The organism is Dokdonia sp. PRO95 (genome assembly GCF_000355805.1).
Classification (GTDB): Bacteria; Bacteroidota; Bacteroidia; order Flavobacteriales; family Flavobacteriaceae; genus Dokdonia.
The window spans coordinates 373423-395686 of sequence record NZ_CM001837.1 but is presented as its reverse complement, the minus strand read 5'-3'; the positions used below and the strand labels follow the sequence as shown (position 1 = coordinate 395686).

At 37.2% G+C, this 22264-nt stretch carries 26 protein-coding genes; 17 read left to right on the top strand and 9 right to left on the bottom strand.

Features of this window, described 5'->3' with window-relative positions:
- Positions 1–26: 26 nt before the first annotated feature.
- The 6 genes from D017_RS01595 (at position 27) to D017_RS01570 (ending at position 5910) form a co-directional block, all read left to right on the top strand.
- Positions 27–854 carry an SDR family oxidoreductase gene (locus tag D017_RS01595; RefSeq protein WP_035334293.1) on the top strand — a complete coding sequence of 276 codons (828 nt, stop codon included), beginning with the start codon at positions 27–29 and terminating at the stop codon, positions 852–854.
- A 115-nt stretch (positions 855–969) separates the two neighbouring features.
- Entirely contained in the window at positions 970–1980 is a 1011-nt protein-coding gene (locus D017_RS01590) for a glycosyltransferase (RefSeq protein ID WP_035334292.1), read from the top strand.
- 15 nt (positions 1981–1995) lie between these two features.
- On the top strand, positions 1996–2940 hold the full coding sequence (locus D017_RS01585) for a hypothetical protein (protein WP_035334291.1): 945 nt from the start codon (positions 1996–1998) through the stop codon (positions 2938–2940).
- Positions 2941–2944: 4 nt separating this feature from the next.
- Positions 2945–3544: a dephospho-CoA kinase gene (gene coaE / locus D017_RS01580; protein WP_035334290.1), complete on the top strand. Its 600-nt coding sequence runs from the start codon at positions 2945–2947 to the stop codon at positions 3542–3544.
- A gap of 106 nt (positions 3545–3650) precedes the next feature.
- The gene (locus D017_RS01575) at positions 3651–5198 is read left to right on the top strand and encodes a HAMP domain-containing sensor histidine kinase (RefSeq protein WP_225969320.1); all 1548 of its coding nucleotides are present in this window, start codon (positions 3651–3653) and stop codon (positions 5196–5198) included.
- A 1-nt stretch (position 5199) separates the two neighbouring features.
- The gene (locus D017_RS01570) at positions 5200–5910 is read left to right on the top strand and encodes a response regulator transcription factor (protein WP_035334289.1); all 711 of its coding nucleotides are present in this window, start codon (positions 5200–5202) and stop codon (positions 5908–5910) included.
- Positions 5911–5961: 51 nt separating this feature from the next.
- Here D017_RS01570 and miaA read toward each other — a convergent pair whose 3' ends face one another.
- From miaA to D017_RS01535, 7 genes are all read right to left on the bottom strand, one after another.
- Positions 5962–6873 (bottom strand): tRNA (adenosine(37)-N6)-dimethylallyltransferase MiaA, encoded by a 912-nt coding sequence (gene miaA, locus D017_RS01565; RefSeq protein WP_035334288.1) that lies wholly within the window; start codon positions 6871–6873, stop codon positions 5962–5964.
- A complete protein-coding gene (locus D017_RS01560; protein WP_035334287.1) occupies positions 6866–7729 on the bottom strand; it encodes an ion transporter in 864 nt (287 codons plus the stop codon). Before D017_RS01560 ends, miaA begins: the two co-directional genes overlap by 8 nt.
- 45 nt (positions 7730–7774) lie before the next feature.
- Positions 7775–9151 carry an exonuclease domain-containing protein gene (locus D017_RS01555; RefSeq protein ID WP_035334286.1) on the bottom strand — a complete coding sequence of 459 codons (1377 nt, stop codon included), beginning with the start codon at positions 9149–9151 and terminating at the stop codon, positions 7775–7777.
- Positions 9152–9220: 69 nt separating this feature from the next.
- Positions 9221–9868: a YggS family pyridoxal phosphate-dependent enzyme gene (locus D017_RS01550; protein WP_035334285.1), complete on the bottom strand. Its 648-nt coding sequence runs from the start codon at positions 9866–9868 to the stop codon at positions 9221–9223.
- The gene (locus tag D017_RS01545; protein ID WP_035334284.1) at positions 9868–11088 is read right to left on the bottom strand and encodes a DUF1015 domain-containing protein; all 1221 of its coding nucleotides are present in this window, start codon (positions 11086–11088) and stop codon (positions 9868–9870) included. Before D017_RS01545 ends, D017_RS01550 begins: the two co-directional genes overlap by 1 nt.
- 60 nt (positions 11089–11148) lie before the next feature.
- The gene (locus D017_RS01540; protein WP_035334283.1) at positions 11149–12039 is read right to left on the bottom strand and encodes a 3-hydroxybutyryl-CoA dehydrogenase; all 891 of its coding nucleotides are present in this window, start codon (positions 12037–12039) and stop codon (positions 11149–11151) included.
- A 57-nt stretch (positions 12040–12096) separates the two neighbouring features.
- A complete protein-coding gene (locus D017_RS01535) occupies positions 12097–13056 on the bottom strand; it encodes a Gfo/Idh/MocA family oxidoreductase (RefSeq protein ID WP_035334282.1) in 960 nt (319 codons plus the stop codon).
- A 145-nt stretch (positions 13057–13201) separates the two neighbouring features.
- Here D017_RS01535 and D017_RS01530 point away from each other — a divergent pair, with 145 nt between their 5' ends.
- The 4 genes from D017_RS01530 to D017_RS01515 all read left to right on the top strand — a co-directional run bounded on the left by D017_RS01530 (position 13202) and on the right by D017_RS01515 (position 17124).
- Positions 13202–13843 (top strand): protein-L-isoaspartate(D-aspartate) O-methyltransferase, encoded by a 642-nt coding sequence (locus tag D017_RS01530; protein WP_035334281.1) that lies wholly within the window; start codon positions 13202–13204, stop codon positions 13841–13843.
- 58 nt (positions 13844–13901) lie between these two features.
- Complete coding sequence (recR, locus tag D017_RS01525; protein WP_035334280.1) at positions 13902–14519, top strand: recombination mediator RecR; 618 nt, start codon at positions 13902–13904, stop codon at positions 14517–14519.
- An 84-nt stretch (positions 14520–14603) separates the two neighbouring features.
- Positions 14604–15734, top strand: coding sequence for a glycosyltransferase family 2 protein (locus D017_RS01520; protein ID WP_035334279.1), 1131 nt, complete (start codon positions 14604–14606; stop codon positions 15732–15734).
- Between the two features lie 79 nt (positions 15735–15813).
- Positions 15814–17124 (top strand): dihydrolipoamide acetyltransferase family protein, encoded by a 1311-nt coding sequence (locus D017_RS01515; protein ID WP_035334278.1) that lies wholly within the window; start codon positions 15814–15816, stop codon positions 17122–17124.
- Positions 17125–17215: 91 nt separating this feature from the next.
- Here D017_RS01515 and D017_RS01510 read toward each other — a convergent pair whose 3' ends face one another.
- Positions 17216–17875 carry a hypothetical protein gene (locus tag D017_RS01510; RefSeq protein WP_051583767.1) on the bottom strand — a complete coding sequence of 220 codons (660 nt, stop codon included), beginning with the start codon at positions 17873–17875 and terminating at the stop codon, positions 17216–17218.
- Entirely contained in the window at positions 17868–18338 is a 471-nt protein-coding gene (locus D017_RS01505) for a hypothetical protein (protein WP_152023841.1), read from the bottom strand. The genes D017_RS01510 and D017_RS01505 overlap by 8 nt, the downstream gene beginning before the upstream one ends.
- A 99-nt stretch (positions 18339–18437) precedes the next feature.
- On the opposite strand from D017_RS01505, the gene D017_RS01500 reads away from it, so the two are divergent.
- The 7 genes from D017_RS01500 (at position 18438) to D017_RS15155 (ending at position 22210) form a co-directional block, all read left to right on the top strand.
- Entirely contained in the window at positions 18438–19211 is a 774-nt protein-coding gene (locus D017_RS01500) for a 3'-5' exonuclease (protein WP_035334276.1), read from the top strand.
- Between the two features lie 3 nt (positions 19212–19214).
- Positions 19215–19829 carry a fumarylacetoacetate hydrolase family protein gene (locus tag D017_RS01495; protein ID WP_035334275.1) on the top strand — a complete coding sequence of 205 codons (615 nt, stop codon included), beginning with the start codon at positions 19215–19217 and terminating at the stop codon, positions 19827–19829.
- Between the two features lie 3 nt (positions 19830–19832).
- Positions 19833–20168 (top strand): Hpt domain-containing protein, encoded by a 336-nt coding sequence (locus D017_RS01490; protein WP_035334274.1) that lies wholly within the window; start codon positions 19833–19835, stop codon positions 20166–20168.
- Entirely contained in the window at positions 20169–21416 is a 1248-nt protein-coding gene (locus D017_RS01485) for a competence/damage-inducible protein A (protein ID WP_035334273.1), read from the top strand.
- Positions 21417–21611: 195 nt separating this feature from the next.
- Positions 21612–21851, top strand: a complete 240-nt coding sequence (gene rpmB, locus D017_RS01480) for a 50S ribosomal protein L28 (RefSeq protein WP_013749891.1) — start codon at positions 21612–21614, stop codon at positions 21849–21851.
- Between the two features lie 20 nt (positions 21852–21871).
- Entirely contained in the window at positions 21872–22054 is a 183-nt protein-coding gene (rpmG, locus tag D017_RS01475; protein WP_013749890.1) for a 50S ribosomal protein L33, read from the top strand.
- 3 nt (positions 22055–22057) lie between these two features.
- Entirely contained in the window at positions 22058–22210 is a 153-nt protein-coding gene (locus tag D017_RS15155) for a DUF4295 domain-containing protein (protein WP_013749889.1), read from the top strand.
- Positions 22211–22264 lie beyond the last annotated feature (54 nt).

Sequence of the window (22264 nt, the reverse complement as noted above, 5' to 3'; positions counted from 1 at the left end):
AAACACATCAAACCATTAATAATATTATGAGTTATAATTTACTTAAAGGAAAACGCGGAATTATTTTTGGAGCATTGGATCCTAATTCAATCGCTTGGAAAACCGCAGAGCGTGTGCACGAAGAAGGAGGGACTTTTGTTCTTACAAACGCGCCTATCGCTATGCGTATGGGACAAATTAATGACCTTGCCGAAAAGACAGGTTCAGAAATCATACCTGCAGACGCAACCTCTCTAGAAGATCTTGATGCTCTTGTCTCTAAGGCTCAAGAAATTTTAGGTGGTAAATTAGACTTCGTTTTACACTCTATTGGAATGTCTATAAACGTACGTAAAGGTCGTGCTTATACAGACCAAAAGTATGACTGGACACAAAAGGGAACAGACGTCTCTGCAATGTCTTTCCATAAAGTGATGCAAACGCTTTATAAGCAAGATGCAATGAATGAGTGGGGAAGTATCGTTGCTCTTACCTATATGGCAGCACAGCGTGTTTTTCCAGATTATAATGACATGGCAGATAATAAGGCATACTTAGAGTCTATCGCGCGTAGCTTCGGTTACTTTTACGGTAAAGAGAAAAACGTACGTGTAAATACGATCTCTCAATCTCCTACGCCTACTACGGCTGGACAAGGGGTAAAAGGATTTGATGGGTTTATAGCTTATGCAGAAAAAATGAGCCCGTTAGGTAATGCTACAGCTCAAGATTGTGCAGATTATACTATTTCATTATTTTCAGATCTTACAAAGCGTGTGACTATGCAAAACCTTTATAATGATGGAGGTTTTAGCAACACTGGTGTGAGTAATGAGGTGATGGAATCTTTTATGAAAGCAGAAGGGCACGAATAGATTTTTATTTTTTACGCTTTCGCGAAAGCGTACTAATATCACATTAAAACCATCGACACATCCTCGATGGTTTTTTATTGCTTCCCTATGGTGTAACCGTTAGCTTTGTCTTAATATGCAATTATCTTATTCTTTTATTGTACCCGTTTTTAATCGCCCAGATGAAATCGCCGAATTACTAGCAAGTTTTGACGCGCAAGAATCTACAATACCTTACGAGATAGTAATCATTGAAGACGGATCTACAATCTCTTGCGAGGATGAAATTGCTGCATTTCCCCATCTAGATATAACATATTTACCAAAACCAAATTCTGGACCAGGAAGCTCTCGTAACTATGGTATGCAACGAGCTCGTGGTAATTACTTTATAATTTTAGATTCTGATTGCATACTGCCTCCATCATATGTGGGTGTTATGGATGAACAATTACAGAAAAATTATGTAGACTGTTTTGGAGGTCCAGACGCTGCGCACCCTGATTTTTCAAATTTACAAAAGGCAATAAGTTATAGTATGACCTCTCTGTTCACCACTGGCGGAATAAGAGGTGGAGGAGAAGATACAGGCAAATTCCAGCCTAGAAGTTTTAATATGGGTCTCTCTAAAAAAGCATTTGAGGCAAGTGGAGGTTTTGGGAATATCCACCCAGGTGAAGATCCAGATTTAGTATTGAGGTTATGGAAACTTAATTTTAAAACAGCACTTATTCCACAAGCTTTTGTATATCACAAACGCCGCATTTCTTGGAAGAAATTTTATATACAAGTAAATAAATTTGGACTTGTGCGGCCTATCTTAAATAAATGGCATCCCACTACGGCCAAAATAACGTACTGGTTTCCTACACTCTTTATATTAGGACTTGTTGTGAGCTTAGTGCTTCTTTTAGCGGGATATTATCTTGCAATAAGTTTTTATGCACTATACACTGCTCTCATATTTTTACATGCCTCTATTATTAATAAAAGTATAGCTATTGGATTACTTAGTGTAATGGCCACATTTATACAGTTTTATGGTTATGGTACAGGCTTTCTGGATTCTACAATGCAAATTAAATGGTTAGGCAAGGAGCCCCGCAAGCGGTATCCACACCTTTTTTTTAGTACATTAGAGGGGTAAAACGATTTGTAATTTATGTCTAAGGGAATTAAGATTAATAGTGTAACTGCGCGAGAATTCTTTTTCTTTCTCTTGCTTACTACCATTGTCGCTGCTCTTATAAAGCTTTCAAAAACATACAATACACAATACGAAGTAGCACTAAGCGTCACAGATGTTCCACTAGATAGAACGATACAAACCATAGCGCCGGAGCTTATTAAAATTCAAACAGAGGGATCTGGATTCTCTTTACTTGCAAATGCATTAGATGCTCCAGTGGCGGCAATACCTTATGAGCAATTAGATCAAGTGTCTAAAAGGGACTTTGTATTTAATACAAATGAAAACCAGCAAGTGATCAAAAGTGTTATGAATGGTGATCTGTCTATACTATCGATGACACCTTCTCAAATTACTATAACAATAGATTCTGTTGCATCAAAACAGGTCCCGGTGATATCCAAGGCGACCCTTGACTATAAAAGTGGTTATGGAGGACGTAATAAAATGACTATAGTACCAGACAGTGTTACCGTTGTTGGTCCTAGTTCGTTGTTATCAAACATACGTTTCATTCCTACAGAACAAAAGGAAATTTTAAATATCAATACAGATCTTTCAGAAAAAGTGCAGCTATCACTTGATGCCCTGCCAGATGAACTTAAGATATCTCATAAGTCGATAACACTACATCAGGAAATTGCAAAATTTACAGAAGGTAAAATTACGGTACCTATAACTGTATTAAATGATCCGGAGAAGCGTGTAAAAATCTTACCAAAAACGGCCGAAATTATTTACCTGGTAGAACTTGAGAATTTTGAAAGTATAACACCATCAGACTTTTTAGTGACTTGTGATTATGCTACAGCAAGTAATGCAGACGCATATTTAACGCTCAAAATTGCTAGAGAACCTAAAGGAGTTAAGTCTGTACGACTTATTAATAAGCAAGTTAAATTTATTGTAGTAAACTAAGAGTATGATTATTGTAGGTCTCACAGGAGGAATAGGAAGTGGTAAAACAACAATAGGTTCGTTTTTTAACGAGCTAGGAGTGCCCATTTATATTGCAGACGTGGAGGCTAAGAAACTCATGAACACAGATGAGGTCTTAATAAAGCAAATTACATTTTTACTAGGCGATCAGTCTTATATAGACGGTAAGCTAAATAGAGCTTATATCGCAAATGAGGTGTTTAGTAGTCCTAAACTATTAAAAAGGCTTAATAGCATAGTGCATCCGGCAGTAAAAAAACATTTTTTAAAATGGGCTTCAGAACAAAACGCTCCTTACGTTATTAAAGAAGTAGCTATACTTTTTGAAAATGGCGGTCACCTAGATTGTGATTATACTATTTTAGTTACTGCTCCAAAAAGCGATCGAATTGCACGTGTTATGAAGAGGGATCAAGCGTCAGAAAATGACGTAATTAAACGCATGAATTCACAATGGACAGATAATCGTAAGACCGCTATGGCAGATGTACTAATAGAAAATGAGTTTTTAGACTTGTCCAAAGACGCTGTAGGTCGCATTCACACTCACATTATGATGCGCATTAGTAGGGGGTGGAAGTAGTAAAATAGCTGCTTGTTAACATTTGGTTAAACCGAATCGGCTTCAAATGTTAAAATCTTACTTTTGGATAGTGAATAAAAAACTGTTTTACTTATTAATCATTCTTATGAGTCTTTCACTCATAGGAATCATCTTTGTTCAAGGTTACTGGATAACAAGTAGTGTTGAGACAAAGCGAGAGCAATTTAGCTTTAATGCTAGACAAGCTTTATCTGCCGTTGTAGATAAAATTGAAAACAGAGAATTGGAAGATTACTATTACCCTGTGCAGAATATGGTAGATAGTATTGGTGTGCCGGATGATCTTACATTTGATGAGTATTTTTATCTAAATGAGGATCTAGTAAATAATGAACTTATTCTTTATACAAGCGGTATTCTTCAAGAAGATTTTAAAATAACAGCACCTGGTTTTATAGGTGAAAAAGGTGATAGTATTGCCTTTAAACGTTATGCAAACAGAAAGTCTACTCAAATTATAAGAAAGAATAACGTAGAAGGAGGAGAAGAAACCACCTCAAATAGAATACAAGAGTTTTCACGTCTTATTGACTATGAGAAGTTTAGATTTTCTGATATAGTGAGTGAGATAGCGACTAAGATTCCTATTCATAAAAGACTAACTGCAGAAGAAATAGAAAGACTGTTAACGATAGAGCTTGCAGAGAGAAATCTAGAAACAGATTTTGATTTTGGAGTGTATAGTAATGATTTACTTACTAAGGTAAGATCAGAAAATTTTAAATTTAGAAAATCTGCTCCAGGATATAGCGAGCCAATATTTCTATATAATCAAGACTTAAGTGACTACTCATTATATGTACAGTTTCCAGGGGAAAAGAAGTTTGTAATTTCTTCTATTTTAGGAATGGCTGGCCTGTCTATAATATTTACACTCATTATCGTTATAGCATATTCAAGCGCATTACATCAACTTAATAAGCAGCGTCAAATCTCTCAAATAAAAACAGATTTTATAAATAATATGACGCATGAGTTTAAAACGCCTATAGCAACTATAAACCTTGCGCTAGATGCCCTTAAAAACTCAAAAATAAGTGCTAATCCCGAAAAGGTTAGTTATTATCAAGGACTTATAAGAGAAGAAAATAAAAGAATGCATGGTCAAGTAGAAAACGTTTTACGTATTTCAAAACTTGAAAAGAATGAACTAGATATTCAAAAGGAACGTTTAGATATGCATGAACTAGTAGAAGACGCTAGCAATCACGTACTATTAATAGTAGAAGATCGCGGCGGTTATATAGATCTTCATCTAGATGCAGAGCGTACACCAGTACTAGCAAATGAGTCACACTTTACTAATGTCTTAGTAAATATTATGGATAATGCTGTAAAGTACACTCCAGAAGATAGAGCGCCAGAGGTTGACGTCTATACAGAAAACACAAAGGACTCAATTATCATCAAGATTAAAGACAAAGGTGATGGTATGACCAAGGCAGTACAGAAAAAAGTATTTGACAAATTTTATCGTGAGCATACAGGAGACATACATAACGTAAAAGGCCACGGATTGGGACTTGCCTACGCAAAAAGAATCGTAGACGACCACCAAGGAGAAATCTCCGTTGAAAGTGAAAAAGGAATGGGAAGTGCATTCATAATCAAAATACCACTAATATCATATTAATATGGAAACTGAAAACAAAAAGATTTTACTAGTAGAGGACGATCCGAACTTCGGAACAGTTCTTAAAGATTACCTTATGATGAAAGACTACAATGTCACTCATGCAAACAACGGTATGGAAGGATTTGAAAAAATCAAAAAAGACGATTACGATCTTTGTATCCTTGATGTAATGATGCCTTATAAAGACGGATTTACACTAGCCAAAGAGATAAGAGAGAAGAATGAAGATATTCCTATCATCTTTTTGACAGCTAAGGCGCTAAAAGAAGATGTCCTTAAAGGATATAAAGTAGGAGCAGATGACTACCTAAACAAGCCATTTGATAGTGAAGTCCTTCTTATGAAGATTAAGGCAATCATACAGCGTAAATCTGTTGATTCTGTGGCAGATTCTAAGCAGTTTGAATTCAATATTGGTAACTTCCACTTAAATTCAAAGCTACGTTTCTTAACGTATAAAGAAGAAGAGCCTATAAAATTGTCTCTTAAGGAAAATGAGTTATTACGCATGCTTGCACTTCATGAAAATGATTTAATGCCACGAGAACTAGCCCTTACAAAAATCTGGAGAGATGATAATTACTTTACATCTAGAAGTATGGATGTATATATTGCAAAATTACGTAAGTACCTTAAAAAGGATGACCTTGTAGAGATCTTAAACATACACGGAGAAGGATTCCGTCTGGTTGTAAAGAAAGACGACTAATAGCCAATATCGGTATAAACGATATTAGTGTACCTATAAAAACGTACCACTCTATGAGTGGTGCGTTTTTTTATTTATAAACGACGCTATTTCTTCAAAAGGTGTCTTGTAGTCAAACCAATTGATAGTCTCATCACGACGATACCAGGTCATTTGTCTTTTTGCAAAACGACGGGTATTTGTTTTTATATTTTCAATAGCTCTCTCTAGAGTAACTGTGCCTTCAAAATATTCAAAAAGTTCTCTGTAGCCTACAGTTATAAGGGCGTTGTTATGCTTTCGCGAAAGCAAACTTTCCACCTCTTCAACCAGACCATTTTTAATCATAAGATCTACGCGTAAATTAATACGATCATACATGATTTTACGGTCTGCTTGTAATCCTATTTTGATGGTTTCAAAATTGCGCTTAGGTTTAGGTCTATTTCTGTAAAATGAAAAAGGCTCATCTGCCGAAAGACATACCTCTAAAGCTCTTATGACACGCTGTGTGTTCTGTATATCAACTTGCTTGTAATAGGTAGGGTCTTTTTCTAATAGAAGTTCCTGTAGTGCTTCAATGCCTTCGCTCTCGTGTAAATCTTTGAGCTTTGCTCGTACACCATCCTTTACAGGTGGAAACTCATCTAAGCCATTAATGACAGCATCCACGTACATGCCTGAGCCACCTACCATAACGAGTGTGTCATGCTTTTTATGTAGTGCCGTAATTTTCTTGATAGCGTCTTTTTCAAAGTGACCTACACTGTAATCTTGATCTACCGAAAGGTGCTGTATAAAGTGATGTGGAGCTGCGTTGAGTTCCTCAGGTTCTGGAACAGCGGTGCCTATGTACATCTCTTTAAAAAACTGTCTAGAGTCTGCAGATAGAATTTCTGTTTTAAGATATTGTGCAACTTTAATAGAAAGTGCAGTTTTACCTATTGCAGTAGGTCCTACGATGGGGATGAGATATTTACTCATGTGAGACATTAAGCGTGTGTCCGCATTTATGACAAAACTCTGCGTCATCACGATGTTTCTTTGCATTACAGTTTACGCATGCTTGCGTGTTCATATGCACATAATCTTCACCATCTATCGTGATTTTTTCTGAGCTCATGTCTTTTGCATATTCTGCACTTACAATACCTGTAGGTACTGCAATAATACCATATCCTAGAATCATGATGATAGCGGCAATAAGTTGTCCAAGTGGAGTAACGGGTGCAATATCACCAAAACCTACCGTTGTGAGTGTTACAATACACCAGTAAACACTTACAGGTATGCTTGAAAAACCACTTTCTTCTCCTTCTACCATATACATAATAGTACCAGCGATTATACACAGAATGAGTACGGCAAATAAGAAAATGCTAATCTTAGCTCTACTATCTCGTAGTGCCTTTGATAACTTATTAGACTCACCTACGTATCTCGTGATTTTTAAAATCCTAAATACTCGTAAGAGGCGCAGTGCTCTTACAGTGAGTAAGGCGTTTGAACCAATAAAGAAAAATGCAAGATATTGTGGTATCGTTGAGAAGAAATCGATAAGCCCGTAAAAGCTAAAAATATATTTTGTAGGTTTCTTTATCGTTATAATTCTCGCAAAGTATTCTAGCGTGAAGAAGATGGTGATAATCCATTCTCCTACCTCAAAAACATCATGGTATTTTGCATCTAAACTCTTTACACTCTCCAGCATGACTAATGCAATACTCGCTAGTATGAGAACAAGTAGTACTACATCAAATAATTTTCCAGCAGGTGTATCTGCTTCGTAAATAATATCATGTAGTTTCCTGCGCCAGAATGATGTACCCTCTTTTGTCAAAATATCTAATTTTTATACAGTGGCTTAAAAATAGTGTTTTCTGTGCTAGTTAGTAATCTGGTCTAGCGGGATAATCTTAAGTCGTTTTCTACTACGACAATAACTTTGGATAATATGTCTAGCATCTCTGTTATCCTCCATGGGAGTTATAATAGCTTTGAGTGTTTCTAGATTGTTAAGTTGGAAGTCAGGTTTAAAATAACCTATCCCTTTAAAAACCCCATCTTCTATAAGTACTACAGAGCGTTCATTTGAAGTGCGACCACGCTCAACAATGACCATACTCTTATTTTTATAGCTGTGCTTATCTAAAAAAGCCTGAACCCTTTTATTATAAGATTCTGGTGATTCTTCACCTATACAAGCGCCATTACATTTTTTAATGGTGTAATTAAAACAGTTACCATTCTTCTCATTGTACAGTGTCTTATGCTGGCATAAATCATACGAGTCTATAATGCGCTCTAGATTAGCTTTGGCACTCATGGTGTTGCTGTAGGTAGTGATAGATTCCTTACGTGCATCTGCTCTTTCAGTCTTAAGGTGTATATAGCCTTCACTGTCTGTATAGTGAGTGAGTTGTACCTTAAATTTAGTTCTACGTAAGGCTCTATTAAACTTTGGCTTGTTGCGTTTTATTTCTTCATTTTCCTTTAGAAGTGCAATGAGCTCAGTACCTGTAGTCTGGTAAGTAACCGTTTCTACCTGATCTTGTATTTGCTTACTCTTACGATTATCATTAGTAAAATGTTGCGTAAGGCGTTTTTTCATGTTTTTACTTTTGCCTATGTAAATGATGGTTCCATTTACATTATGCATAAAGTACACACCAGTCTCAGAAGGAACGCTTCTTATGAGGTCCTTGAGTTTGGTATCCATATGCTTTTTTGGGAAAGAGCGTATGGCCTTGGTTATAATTGTCTTTTCTGAATCTTTTTCTAGGAGTAGCTTAAAAAGCTTTACTGTGGCAATAGCATCTCCATCTGCTCTATGTCTGTTAGACATCGCGATTCCTAGTGCCTTCGTTAACTTGCCTAGGCTATAGCTATCATGACCTGGGAGCAACTCTTGTGAGAGCTCTACAGAGCATAGCGTTGTTCTTTCAAACGGATATCCGAGTCTGTCAAACTCTAGACTTAAAATGCGATAGTCAAACTGGGCATTATGAGCCACAATAATACATCCCTCAGTAATTTCAATAATACGCTTTGCTATTTCATGAAACTTTGGAGCATCTTTTAACATCCCGTTGTTAATGCCAGTAAGTCCTACTACAAATGCTTGTATGGGGCGTTCTGGATTTACGAGAGTGATAAATTGGTCTACAACTTGATGTCCGTCAAATTTATATATGGCGATTTCTGTTATACCTTCTTCGTTGTACTTACCGCCAGTGGTTTCTATGTCTAGTATTGCGTAAATATGCTATTTTTTAAAATTCCAGTTTTTAGGGAATCACGTTATTTTAAATATAAGTCAGAGTAATTAAAGTTATCTAGCACCAAAAATACTGCTTCCTACTCTAATCATAGTGCTCCCTTTGTCAATTGCGAGTTTATAATCACCACTCATTCCTGAGGATAGTATGGTGAGATTTGCGCTTTCGCGAAAGCGTAAAAATAATCCTTCTAGCAACTCAAACTCTGCTGCAATTTGATCTTGGTTATCTGTAAAAGTTGCCATTCCCATCAGTCCAACAACATTTACATGCGGATAATTATCTAATGTGTTTTCTTCAAAAAGCTTGACCGCATCCTGTACTGCCATACCAAATTTTGAATCTTCACGAGCAATCTTAATCTGAATAAGAATATCAATTACTCGGTTATTTGCTGCTGCTTGTTTGTTTACTTCTTTTATAAGTTTTAAACGATCTACAGCATGTATAAGGCTCACGTATGGAGCCATAAATTTTACTTTATTGGTTTGAACGTGACCTATCATGTGCCACTGTATATCTTTGGGCATTTCTTCCCACTTGTCTGTCATTTCTTGAATCTTATTCTCTCCAAAAATGCGTTGGCCAGTTTCATACGCCTCCATAAGGTCTGAAACAGGTTTTGTTTTTGAAACAGCTACAAGAGTAACATGTGAAGGAATGTTTTCGCGAAAGCGTAAGATATTTTCTGCTATACTCATTAAAATTCGTAAATGGTTACGCCGCTGCGTAGTTTAGGTTCAATATACGTACTTTTTGGTGGCATTTTTAATCCAGCGTCTGCTATTTCTTTTAGCTCATTGATAGTTACTGGGAGCATACCAAAGCTCACTGCATATTCTTTACTATCTATACGATCTGTTAAGCTAGAGATATCACGCCTTCCATCTACATATACTATGCGGTCATCATTTCTCAAGTCTATAATTCCTAAAATAGGTTTAAGTACCGTTTCATATAATATGTGAGTGTCTAGTCTATCTAGCGGAGTGTCAAAAGTGCGCAAGCTATGTCTTAAGTAGAGGCTGTAATACTCACCATCTAGATACATGTTAAAGTGATGTTTCTTTGATGGTTTATAAGGAGTGGTGCCGCGATTCTCAATTCTAAACTTGCTGTCTAGTGCTATTAAAAAAGCTTCTTTACTCAGGCCGTTAAGATCCTTTATAAGTCTATTGAATTCATAAATGAGTAACTCCGATTCCGGTATGAGGAAACTCATGAATGAATGATAGCTTTCTTGATCTTTAATGTGTTTTTTAGAAAGTAAGGCAGAGGAAGAAGATCTATGATGGCCATCTGCAATGTAGAGACTATCCATGCTAGCAAAAGCATGTTGCAGCTTTTCTATAGTCGCCGTGTCTGTTACTGGCCATAAGTAATGTGTGTCGCGATAAGTGGTTGTAAATTCATACTCGGCGCGATCACTCATTGCATTGTTAAGAATGCTCTCAATCTCATCAGAGTTTTTATAAGTGAGCAATACAGCTTCTGCATTAAAGCCTACAGTGTCTAGGTATTCTGTAAAAAGAGTCTCGCGGTCTTCTAGCGTGTCTTCGTGTTTTTTTATAATATCCTTCTCATAGTCTTCTACAGAAGCGCTAGCTACAATACCACAAAAGGTATTCTTTTCTCTATCTACAATTCTATATACATAAAATGCAGGTTGCTCTTCCTTAACAAAGACACCATCATCTTTAAATTCTTGATAGCGATTGCGCACTAGTTCAAAACGTTGTTTCCCAGTGATTTCTTTTTGAAATTTATAACCTGGGTTGATAATGTGTAAGAATGAGAACGGATTTTGTGCCATTCTGTGGTCGCGTCCTACTTGATCATAAAATTGGTAGGCGCGTGTAGCAACCAGCCCTACTTTGTCTCTAGTAGGTCTTACCGCACGGAATGGGAGAATTTTTGCCATGTTATGTGTAGTTAAGGCGCAGTAATCTGCGCCTTTATCAAGTTATGAGTCTTTTTGAGATTATGAAGCAAACATCGCTGCGACTTTCTCTGCCTTGCGACTTTCTTTATAGTCGTAAAAACCTTCACCAGACTTCACTCCTAATTTTCCAGCTCTCACCATGTTTACTAAGAGCGGGCAAGGTGCATATTTTGGATTTTTAAAGCCGTCGTGCATTACCTCTAGGATTGATAGACAAACATCTAGACCTATAAAATCTGCAAGTTGTAATGGTCCCATAGGGTGTGCCATCCCTAGTTTCATAACTGTGTCTATTTCATAAACACCAGCCACACCGTTGTATAGTGTTTCTATAGCCTCATTAATCATAGGCATAAGGATGCGATTTGCTACAAATCCTGGGTAATCGTTAACCTCCACTGGTACTTTACCTAGCTTTTCAGAAAGTTCCATGATGGTCTTTGTAGTAAGGTCACTCGTATTATAACCTCTTATGATTTCTACAAGTTTCATGATAGGCACAGGATTCATAAAGTGCATTCCTATTACTTGGTCTGGACGTTCTGTAACAGCCGCAATCTGGGTAATCGAAATAGACGATGTGTTTGTAGCAAGTATGCATGAGTCACTTGTGGCTTCATCTAGAGATTCAAAAATCTTTAATTTTAAATCTACGTTTTCGGTAGCGGCTTCAACTACAAGCTCAGCGTTCTTAACACCCTCTGCAAGGTTTGTGTACGTTGTGATGTTGTCAAGAGTTTGCTGCTTTTCTATAGCGGTAATACGCTCTTTGGCAACCATTCTATCTAGGTTTTTTGAGATAGTACTAATCCCACGGTCTAGAGAATCTTGAGAGATATCTACTAGTTGAACTTGGTAACCACTTTGAGCAAAAGTGTGTGCAATACCGTTACCCATTGTTCCTGCTCCTATAACTGCTATGTTTTTCATAAGTGAAGTGCTTAGTGTGTTTCCTCTTTTAAGGATTTGTGTGTTTGAATTTGTGTTTTAAAAATCTGCAATAATCATTTTTGCTACTCGTAAAGCTTCGGTTCCAGCCTTCAATGATACGATTGGGGTAGTGTTTCCTTTTATTGCTTTCGCGAAAGCGTCTAGCTCATCAAGTATCGCGTTATTACTAGGTACATCTGGGTTGTCAAAATAAATTTGCTTCTTGATTCCTTCTGCATTCTGAAGAATCATTGCAAAATCATCTGGAGATTCTGGAGCATCTTTCATCTTTACAACCTCTACTTTTTTCTCAAGAAAATCTACCGAAATGTATGCGTCCTTCTGAAAGAAACGTGCTTTGCGCATGTTTTTCATAGAGATACGACTCGCGGTAAGGTTTGCGACGCATCCGTTTTCAAACTCAATACGGGCATTTGCAATATCTGGAGTTTCTGATATAACAGATACACCACTTGCGTTTACACTTTTAACAGGGCTATTTACAACACTTAGTATTGCATCAATGTCATGTATCATTAAGTCTAATACCACAGGTACATCGGTTCCTCTAGGATTAAATTCTGCAAGTCTATGTGCCTCGATAAACATTGGGCTTTTTATGGAGTGACTCACAGACATAAATGCCGGATTGAAGCGCTCTACATGACCTACTTGCCCTAGAACGTTGTGTTCTTTTGCAAGTGTGAGTAGTTTTTCTGCCTCATCAACGGTAGTTGTTATTGGTTTCTCAATAAAGAGATGCTTGCCAGCTTTGATTACTTTTTCGGCACTTGCATAGTGGAAGGTAGTAGGGGTCACTACATCTACCATATCACAGGCGTTGATTAAATCTTCTTCGGTCTCAAAAGCAGTGTAGCCAAATTCTTGAGAGATGGCATCTCTAACCTCTTTTGAGGTGTCATAAAACCCTACAAGATCGTAGTGTTCAGAAAGTTTAAGAAGTTTTAAGTGTATTTTTCCTAAGTGTCCAGCACCTAGTACGCCAGCTTTAAGCATAGTGTTTGATTTTTATACAAAAATAAGGTTTTAGATACTTTTTGAGAGCATACACATTTCTTCAAAGAATATTTTTTTAAAATGGGTGTAAAATCTTAGCTAGAGATATGTTAAATTTCCAACTTTTCTTCTAATTTAGTAATTCATGAAAGATACTACTCGCCACCAAGGAAAACGCCGCCAACTTGTTCAAATATTGAGAGATAAGGGAATCACCAATGATCTTGTTCTTAAAGCGATTGGGAAGATTCCGCGTCATTTTTTTATGGATAGTAGTTTTGAGCATCACGCATATCAAGACAAAGCGTTTCCTATCGCAGCAGATCAAACCATCTCACAACCATATACAGTCGCTTTTCAAAGTGAGTTAATGGAAATTAAAAAGGGAGACCAAGTTCTTGAGATAGGGACTGGAAGTGGTTACCAAACTGCTGTGCTTTGTGAACTAGGAGCCAAAGTATATTCCATAGAACGCCAGCAAGAGTTGTATAAGAAAACAAAGTTGTTTCTGACTAAGCTAGGATATAGGCCTCGTTTTTTAAGTTTTGGTGATGGGTACAAAGGATTACCGTCTTATGCACCTTTTGATAGTATTATAGTGACGGCTGGAGCTCCGTTTGTTCCAAAACCGCTACTCGCTCAACTCAAGATAGGGGGTAGACTTATTATACCTGTAGGTGATGATCCTCAAATTATGCAACGCTACGTACGAACTTCTGCCACTTCTTTTGAGAAAAAGGAATACGGAGAATTTAGATTTGTACCGCTACTGGAGGATAAGAATTAGAGCGTCTATGATCTAAGAGATTTTTACATAACGTTACTAAAGAGTTATCTTTACAACTATGGAATTCTCTTCAAAACTTCTTGAAAATGCAGTCTATGAAATGTCTCAACTCCCAGGAGTAGGCAAGCGTACTGCATTACGATTAGTATTACACTTATTACGCCAGCCAGAAATACAAACTCACCACCTTACAGAAGCGTTAAATACAATGCGCGATACTATTAAATTCTGTAAAAAGTGTCACAATATCTCAGATGTGGTATTATGCGAGATATGCTCAAATCCTAATAGGGATGAAAGCATAGTTTGTGTGGTAGAAGACGTAAGGGATGTAATGGCGATAGAGAATACCAGTCAGTATCGAGGGTTATACCACGTGCTAGGAGGTAAAATCAGTCCGCTGGATGGTATAGGACCTCAGGATTTAAATATCTTTTCACTCATAGATAGAGCAAAAAGCGGAGAGTTAAAGGAGGTGATATTTGCATTGAGCTCTACTATGGAAGGAGATACTACAAACTTTTATATTTATAGACAGCTTGAGGCCTATGATATTAAGACCTCTACCATTGCCCGCGGTATATCTGTAGGTGATGAGCTTGAGTATGCAGATGAGGTAACGCTAGGTAGAAGTATCTTACATCGCATTCCTTTTGAAAATTCTTTAAAGAATTAAATTAATATATTGTCAATTGATAAATTTTCAACCATGTAGCTATCGATTGTACATAGTAAAACTTATTAAATTCCTTTAAGCTTTTTGGAACTATCCATAATCATTGTAAGTTATAATGTCATGCACTATCTAGAGTTATGCCTAGACAGTGTACAGGAAGCTGTAGCTTTAATTGATGCAGAGATTATAGTGGTTGATAATGCCTCTGTAGATGGAAGTGTGCAAATGGTCAAGGAGAAGTTTCCTGAGGTAAAGATTATTGCCAATGACAATAATGTTGGCTTTTCATCTGCAAATAATCAAGGGGTTGACATAGCGCAAGGAACTCATATATGTATTCTTAACCCTGATACGGTGGTGCCTTCAAGTGTGTTTACATGTTTGTTAGAAATAGCTTCAGATCAATATAAAGGAGCACAAGGAGTGCGTCTTGTAAATGGAAGAGGAGTTTATCTACCAGAAAGTAAACGCAATGTTCCTACTCTCAAAGTTGCATTAAGTAAGATGATGGGTTACGGATCTTCTTATTATGCCACTCATATAGCTAGTGATGCTAGGGGTGAGGTTTCTATTCTAGTGGGGGCATTTATGTTTATGTCTTGCAAACTCTACAAAGAAGTAGGGGGCTTTGATGAACGCTATTTTATGTTCGGTGAAGATATAGACTTGTCTTACACCATAACAAAGGCTGGTTATGGCAATTACTACGTAGGCGATGAGGCGATACTACATTTTAAAGGAGAGAGCACAGTAAGGGATGAGCATTATAGAAAGTGTTTTTATGGAGCGATGCAATTGTTTTATAAAAAGCACTTTGGCGATAATGTGTTCAAAGGTGTTCTTGTAAATGTTGGTGTGAGCTTAGCAAAGTTTAAGGCTGGGTTTTATAAAAAGTATTTACAGTCTCACCTGGTTGATAGCGAGAGTATCGTAAAAGAATATGTGCTGCTTACAGATAATACATTTTTGAGTGACGCTTTCGCGAAAGCGGTAACAAAACCTGTAACAGTTATCAGTGATATGTGTGTTCCTAAGGAAGGGCAAGAGCTTGTTTTTGATGCGGCATATGTGGCGTATAGTGACATAATTAAGGAAATTATAACATATCGAGGTAGTGGTGCTACCTATAAAATCATTCCTAAAAATGGTACTTTTGCAATAGGCAGTAATAGTAGTCTAGGGAAGGGCGATGTGATTGAGTTTAATAGAGATTAATAGTTTATAATCACTATTGGATTGATTTAATTACTATTTTTGCAAAAACGAGTATTAAAAACAGCTACATTTTACGAATATGGCAAGATTTGAATTAAAGCTACCAAAAATGGGAGAAAGTGTTGCAGAAGCAACGCTTACAACTTGGTTAAAAGAAGTAGGAGATACTATAGAGGCAGATGAGCCTGTATTAGAGATCGCTACAGATAAGGTAGATAGTGAAGTTCCTAGTGAAGTAGACGGTGTTTTAATAGAAAAACTGTTTGAAGTAGATGATGTTGTTGAGGTAGGGCAGACTATTGCTATTATAGAAACCGAAGGAGAAGGAAGCGGTGACGCTACACCAGCGCCTGCTCAAAAAGAAACTAAAAAAGAAGAGGTTGCAGTTGCTGCAGTCGCTCAAACTGTAACTGCAGCAAAAGACGCAGTAGCTGCACCTGTAAGTTCTGGAGACCGTTTTTACTCACCACTGGTGCGTAACATGGCAAAGGAAGAAGGTATTGATCAAGCAGAGCTAGATGCCATTGCAGGGACAGGTAAAGATGGTAGAGTGACTAAGGATGATATGTTGACATATCTTTCTACTCGTGGTACAGCTCCGGCTAAGCCAGCTGCACAAAAACAAGCACCTGCTGCTAAGGCAGCTCCAGCAGTAAAAGCTACACCAGTAAGTGTGAATGGTGAAGATGAGATTATAGAGATGACACGTATGGGTAAACTCATATCGCATCACATGGTCGCATCTGTACAAACAAGTGCACACGTTCAATCTTTTATTGAAGCAGATGTAACAAACATCTGGAACTGGAGAAAGAAGCACAAGGATAGCTTTAAAGCAAAAGAAGGTCAGAATTTAACCTTTACTCCTATATTTATGGAGGCTGTAGCAAAAGCTATACGTGATTTCCCTATGATTAACATTGCTGTAGATGGTGATAAAATCATAAAGCGTAAAAATATAAACCTAGGTATGGCAGCCGCTTTACCAGATGGTAATCTCATAGTACCTGTAATAAAAAATGCAGACCAACTTAACCTCGTAGGGATGGCAAAGTCTGTTAATGATCTTGCGGGGCGTGCTAGAGATGGAAAATTAAAACCAGATGATACTGCTGGAGGAACTTATACGGTAACAAACGTAGGAACCTTTGGGTCTATCATGGGAACTCCTATTATCAATCAGCCGCAAGTTGCAATTCTTGCGCTAGGAGCAATACGTAAAGTACCTGCGGTAATAGAAACTCCAGATGGAGATTTTATCGGGATACGTATGAAAATGTACCTTTCACACTCTTATGACCACCGTGTGGTAAATGGGGCGCTAGGCGGGCAGTTTGTAAAACGTGTTGCTGAGTATCTAGAAGGATTTGATGTAAATCGCGAAGTATAAGTAAAGCGATTAAATTTATATAAGCCAAAGGCGCAACGTGAGTTGCGCCTTTCTTGTTCTATAGGAGTTATTAAAATCTGAGTTGTCGGGATCAGTTCTTTTTTAATCCTTTCCAGTCGTACTCACGTATGAAGTTTTTAATATCTACAATGCTCCAGTGCTTTCTTCCTTCAAACATTACTACTGGTAAATCTATAATCCCTCCTTTATAGCTTGAGTTTTTGAGATGATCAAACATAAAGTCATTCACCTTGTTGTTAGTGCTTACATCCAGCACACGGTATTTGTAATGATTTTTATTTAAAAAATCTGTGAGCAACTTACATTTCTCGCAATCTGGCTCTGTAAATATGGTGAGTTCATCATCCTTTAGGGGTCTTATGTTTACAAACTCCTCTTTGTCTGCTCCTTTTCTGGTAGAGATGTCTTGTAATTCGTTCTCATAAGTAAAAATCTTAGTGTAGGTGGGCTCTACTCCTTTGAGAGGGATAAGCGTAATCATGAGGACTTTTGAGTTAGGAGGAAGTTTTTTTATCACAGGCCTATCTGCGCTTCTTCTAAAGCCTTCTCCCTGCACGATTAGGAAAGCCTCTTGCTCTTCATCTGTGTTGTTTTGAGCATAGAGTAACCATCTTTTGGCTTGTTTATCTTCTATCAATTCGACAGGAGGTGTGTTGTTTTGTTGCGCTTTCGCGAAAAATTGAAACCCTGACACCAAGGCTATAAAAAATAATAGTTGTAATCTATTCATCTGTTTTAGGGAGTTTTAAATTCTTAGTGAGTGAGTAGTCAGATTCGAAAAACTGAATATATGTAGGCTGAATTTTAGGCGATTTATTGCGAGGAGACTTCTTAAAGAAGCGCGCTCTTGTATTGTTTAAATCAATTGTAAATTGATCGTTTATATCATCTTCGGTAGTTGTAAAAACAACAACTTTACCCTCAAGTTTCCAGTTACCGCGTGCCCACCAGTGCTCTTCTTCTTGACCTTTAAGTTGTCTAAAATTGTGATACTCAAATCTGCCGTTGGGTGCTAAGGTAATTGATTTTGTGAATTTTGTACTTGTATCAAATTTAGCGTTCTCTGAGGTGGTGTCAACCCCCTTACTATAAACACCAGAGACATCATCTGTGGTGAAAGGAGAGTTTTGTGCGGTTCCCATTTTCGCGAAAGCGAAAATTAAAAAGGCTAACAGTAAAAGTTTATTTTTCATAATTATCTTAAAATCAAAAGATGTACCAAGATAGAGAATCTCCAATTTTTAATGAAAGAGGGAGTTAATTTTGTAGTTTGAAACAAGTATTTTTGTGCTATGCAATTAAAAATTACAAGACCGATTTGCTTTTTTGACCTTGAGACTACTGGAATTAATGTAGCCAAAGACAGAATTGTTGAGATATCTATACTTAAAGTTTTTCCAGATGGGAGGGAAGAGGAGTTTACAGAACGTATAAATCCTACTGTGCCTATTCCTGCGGCAACAACTGCGGTGCATGGAATAAGTGATGCAGATGTGGCAGATAAGCCTACGTTTGCGGCTCGTGCAAAGGATGTTTATGATATTATAAAAGATTCAGATCTCGCGGGATTTAATTCAAATAGATTTGACATCCCATTACTAGTAGAAGAGTTACTGCGATCAGGTATTGATTTTGATATGAAAAATCGCAATGCCATTGATGTGCAGAATATTTTTCACAAGATGGAGCAACGCACACTTGTGGCGGCTTATAAGTTTTATTGTGGTAAGGACCTTACTAATGCGCACAGCGCCTCTGCAGATACTTGGGCTACCTATGAAGTGTTAAAATCGCAGCTGGATAGATATGATGAGCTGGAGAATGATATGAAATTCTTAGGCGATTTTAGTACGCGTAAAAAGCAAGCAGATTTTGCTGGATTTATAGGGTATGATAAGGATGGTATAGAGATCTTTACCTTTGGAAAACACAAAGGAAAAAAAGTAGAAGAGGTGCTAGATAATGAACCTGGATATTTTGGCTGGATTCAAAATGCAGATTTTCCCCTTTACACTAAGAAAGTGCTGACGGCAATAAAACTGCGCAAACTTAATACTAAAGGATAGCTTATGAAACTTATATGTATAGGTCGTAATTATGCAAAGCATATAGCAGAGCTTGAGAATGAACGCCCAGAACATCCTGTGGTTTTTTTAAAACCAGATTCTTCTATATTATTAAGTAAACATCCTTTTGTGATACCACCATTTTCTAGTGATGTGCATCATGAGGTGGAAATTCTTGTAAAAATCAAGAAGATAGGGAAGTATATAGATAAGAAATATGCTAGTAGCTATTATGATGAGATAGGGTTAGGTATTGACTTTACGGCTCGTGATTTGCAAGCACAGCTCAAAGAAAAAGGATTGCCATGGGAAAAGGCAAAAGGTTTTGACGGTGCTGCTGTGATAAGTCCTAAGTGGTTGCCTGTGTCAGACTTTAACTCTGTAGATGATATTTCGTTTCGTTTAGAGAATAACGGTCATGTAGTTCAAGAAGGTGCTACTAGTGAAATGCTATGGAAAATAGATGAATTAATAAGTTATGTGTCTCAGTATTTTACACTTAAGATAGGAGATGTTATATTTACGGGTACTCCGGCTGGAGTTGCGCGAGTACAAGAAAACGATAAATTAAAAGGGTATATAGGAGAAACAGAGATGTTCTCTATAAACGTAAAATAAGACATGTTGAGACATTATAATCTAGAAAAAGTAAGAGAGATTGCTGGTGGTGATGAGGATTTTGTAGGCGTTATCGTAGCGACATTCTTACAAGAAATTCCGCCAGATTTAGAGTCTATGCAAAGTGCTATCGAAAATAATAATCATAAGATGGCTTATCAATTTGCACATAAAATGAAACCTAATCTCGATATGTTTGGGATCGATTTACTGGATCAGATCAAGGCAATGGAGAAGTGGAGCGATAGCAACAAGCCTACATCTGCAATACAGTCTAAGCTGGATGATATAACGTCTACCTTAGGAACCGTAATTGCAGAGCTTCAAGAAGATTTCTAGATGAACGCAGAAATTATAACCATAGGCGATGAGATTCTCATAGGCCAGATTGTAGATACAAATAGTGCTTTTATATCCTCAGCTCTTAATAAAATAGGAGTTTCTATCTATCAGATTACTTCTATCCAAGATGATGAGAGTCATATACTAGAGGCATTTGCCGCAGCCCAATCTAGAGCAGATCTTGTAATTGTTACAGGCGGCCTAGGTCCTACTAAGGATGATATTACAAAGCATACAATTTGTAAGTACTTTAATGATGAGTTAGTGCTTAATCAAGGAGTGCTAGATCATGTAGCGCATCTTTTTAAAGAATATATTAAAAAGCCAATGCTTGATGCAAATAAAACACAAGCTATGGTGCCTAGTAAGGCTGAGGTGTTAGTAAATGAATTTGGTACTGCTCCGGGAATGTGGATTGAGAATGATAATACAATATTTGTCTCTATGCCTGGTGTTCCTTATGAAATGAAGGGGCTTATGGAAAATGAAGTGCTACCACGTTTACAAAAGCAGTTTAAACTCCCTTACATACTTCATAAAACGTTTTTAACTTACGGAATGGGTGAAAGTGCCATCGCCGAAAGGATAGAGCTTTTTGAGAATGAACTGCCAGATGAAATTAAACTAGCTTACCTTCCTTCATTAGGTAGAGTACGTTTACGCCTATCAACCTCGGGTTTATATAAGGAAGTGGTTGAGGCCGCTATGCAAGAACAAGCAGATAAGTTGTTACCGTATATAGACGATATTTTTGTGGGATATGAAAGTGATGGTGAATTTGAGCAGGTTGTAGCGGGATTATTTGTCGAAAAAGGTAAAACACTCGCAATAGCAGAGAGTTGTACAGGAGGGCAGATGGTAGAGCGATTTACAGCACACAGTGGTGCTTCAGGATACCTAAAAGGAAGTCTGGTGACATATGCTACACAGTCTAAAGTTGATATTTTGGGTGTAGATCCAGAAGTTATCAAAAAACATTCTGTTGTAAGCGCACAGGTAGCAGAGCAAATGGCCGTAAATGCCAGAAAACTTTACAAGTCTGATATAGGTATTTCTACCACGGGTAATGCAGGGCCATTAAAAGGCGACAGTGATGCAGAGGTAGGGACAGTTTATATAGGTATAGCTACAGAGAAGGGCGTGACAGCGCATCATTTTATGATGGGTAATCACAGAGAACGAGTAATAGGCAAGGCTGTAAATAAAGCCTTAGAGTTACTTAAGGAAGAGTTACTTTCTAAGTAAAAATTATATTAAAAGTATGCTTTCGCGAAAAAGTGCTATTCTAGTACTTGCGTAGTGCTTAAAAAAGAGTAGAAGTAAAGAAAAGTGAAAATCACTTGAAGAAACAGGAAAAAAAGTACAAATAAGTTTTGTAGTGAGATATAAAATTACGTATTTTTGCAGCCTGTTTTGAAATAACTATTTAAAGTTTTAGGAATGTCTAGAGTTTGTGAGCTTACAGGTAAAAAAGCAATGGTAGGAAACAATGTTTCCCACGCGATGAATAAGACGAAGCGTAAATTTAACGTGAATCTTATGAAAAAACGTTTTTACCTTCCAGCAGAAGATAAGTGGATCACGTTGAAAGTATCAACGTCTGCGTTAAAAAATATCAATAAGAAAGGAATCGATGCGGTTGTTAAAGAGGCACGCGCAAACGGATTCTTAACTAAATAATCCCATAAAGAAACACCGAGATGGCAAAGAAAGGGAATAGAGTACAGGTAATCTTAGAGTGCACTGAGCACAAAGCGACTGGTCAACCAGGAACGTCAAGATATATCACGACTAAAAACAAAAAGAACACACCGGATCGTATGGAGTTGAAGAAATTCAACAACGTATTGAAGAAGATGACTGTTCATAAAGAAATCAAATAAGTTATGGCAAAGAAATCAGTAGCATCTTTACAGACAGGATCAAAGCGTTTAACTAAAGCGATAAAAATGGTAAAGTCTCCAAAATCTGGAGCTTATACATTTGTGGAAGCAGTAATGGCTCCAGACCAAGTAAGCGATTTCTTAGCTAAGAAATAAGTTATACTTTACAATATATAAAAACCCGCTTCTTAATAGAAGCGGGTTTTTTGT

Excerpts from the sequence above, each read along its gene's own strand:
- D017_RS01585 (WP_035334291.1), top strand. The coding sequence starts at position 1,996 with ATGTCTAAGGGAATTAAGATTAATAGTGTAACTGCGCGAGAATTCTTT.
- D017_RS01595 (WP_035334293.1), top strand. The coding sequence starts at position 27 with ATGAGTTATAATTTACTTAAAGGAAAACGCGGAATTATTTTTGGAGCA.
- D017_RS01535 (WP_035334282.1), bottom strand. The coding sequence starts at position 13,056 with ATGCTTAAAGCTGGCGTACTAGGTGCTGGACACTTAGGAAAAATACAC.
- D017_RS01510 (WP_051583767.1), bottom strand. The coding sequence starts at position 17,875 with ATGAATAGATTACAACTATTATTTTTTATAGCCTTGGTGTCAGGGTTT.
- D017_RS01530 (WP_035334281.1), top strand. The coding sequence starts at position 13,202 with ATGAAAGATACTACTCGCCACCAAGGAAAACGCCGCCAACTTGTTCAA.
- D017_RS15155 (WP_013749889.1), top strand. The coding sequence starts at position 22,058 with ATGGCAAAGAAATCAGTAGCATCTTTACAGACAGGATCAAAGCGTTTA.
- coaE (WP_035334290.1), top strand. The coding sequence starts at position 2,945 with ATGATTATTGTAGGTCTCACAGGAGGAATAGGAAGTGGTAAAACAACA.
- D017_RS01590 (WP_035334292.1), top strand. The coding sequence starts at position 970 with ATGCAATTATCTTATTCTTTTATTGTACCCGTTTTTAATCGCCCAGAT.
- D017_RS01485 (WP_035334273.1), top strand. The coding sequence starts at position 20,169 with ATGAACGCAGAAATTATAACCATAGGCGATGAGATTCTCATAGGCCAG.
- D017_RS01505 (WP_152023841.1), bottom strand. The coding sequence starts at position 18,338 with ATGAAAAATAAACTTTTACTGTTAGCCTTTTTAATTTTCGCTTTCGCG.
- D017_RS01495 (WP_035334275.1), top strand. The coding sequence starts at position 19,215 with ATGAAACTTATATGTATAGGTCGTAATTATGCAAAGCATATAGCAGAG.
- D017_RS01490 (WP_035334274.1), top strand. The coding sequence starts at position 19,833 with ATGTTGAGACATTATAATCTAGAAAAAGTAAGAGAGATTGCTGGTGGT.
- miaA (WP_035334288.1), bottom strand. The coding sequence starts at position 6,873 with ATGAGTAAATATCTCATCCCCATCGTAGGACCTACTGCAATAGGTAAA.
- recR (WP_035334280.1), top strand. The coding sequence starts at position 13,902 with ATGGAATTCTCTTCAAAACTTCTTGAAAATGCAGTCTATGAAATGTCT.
- D017_RS01500 (WP_035334276.1), top strand. The coding sequence starts at position 18,438 with ATGCAATTAAAAATTACAAGACCGATTTGCTTTTTTGACCTTGAGACT.
- rpmG (WP_013749890.1), top strand. The coding sequence starts at position 21,872 with ATGGCAAAGAAAGGGAATAGAGTACAGGTAATCTTAGAGTGCACTGAG.
- rpmB (WP_013749891.1), top strand. The coding sequence starts at position 21,612 with ATGTCTAGAGTTTGTGAGCTTACAGGTAAAAAAGCAATGGTAGGAAAC.
- D017_RS01545 (WP_035334284.1), bottom strand. The coding sequence starts at position 11,088 with ATGGCAAAAATTCTCCCATTCCGTGCGGTAAGACCTACTAGAGACAAA.
- D017_RS01575 (WP_225969320.1), top strand. The coding sequence starts at position 3,651 with ATGAGTCTTTCACTCATAGGAATCATCTTTGTTCAAGGTTACTGGATA.
- D017_RS01550 (WP_035334285.1), bottom strand. The coding sequence starts at position 9,868 with ATGAGTATAGCAGAAAATATCTTACGCTTTCGCGAAAACATTCCTTCA.
- D017_RS01540 (WP_035334283.1), bottom strand. The coding sequence starts at position 12,039 with ATGAAAAACATAGCAGTTATAGGAGCAGGAACAATGGGTAACGGTATT.
- D017_RS01570 (WP_035334289.1), top strand. The coding sequence starts at position 5,200 with ATGGAAACTGAAAACAAAAAGATTTTACTAGTAGAGGACGATCCGAAC.
- D017_RS01515 (WP_035334278.1), top strand. The coding sequence starts at position 15,814 with ATGGCAAGATTTGAATTAAAGCTACCAAAAATGGGAGAAAGTGTTGCA.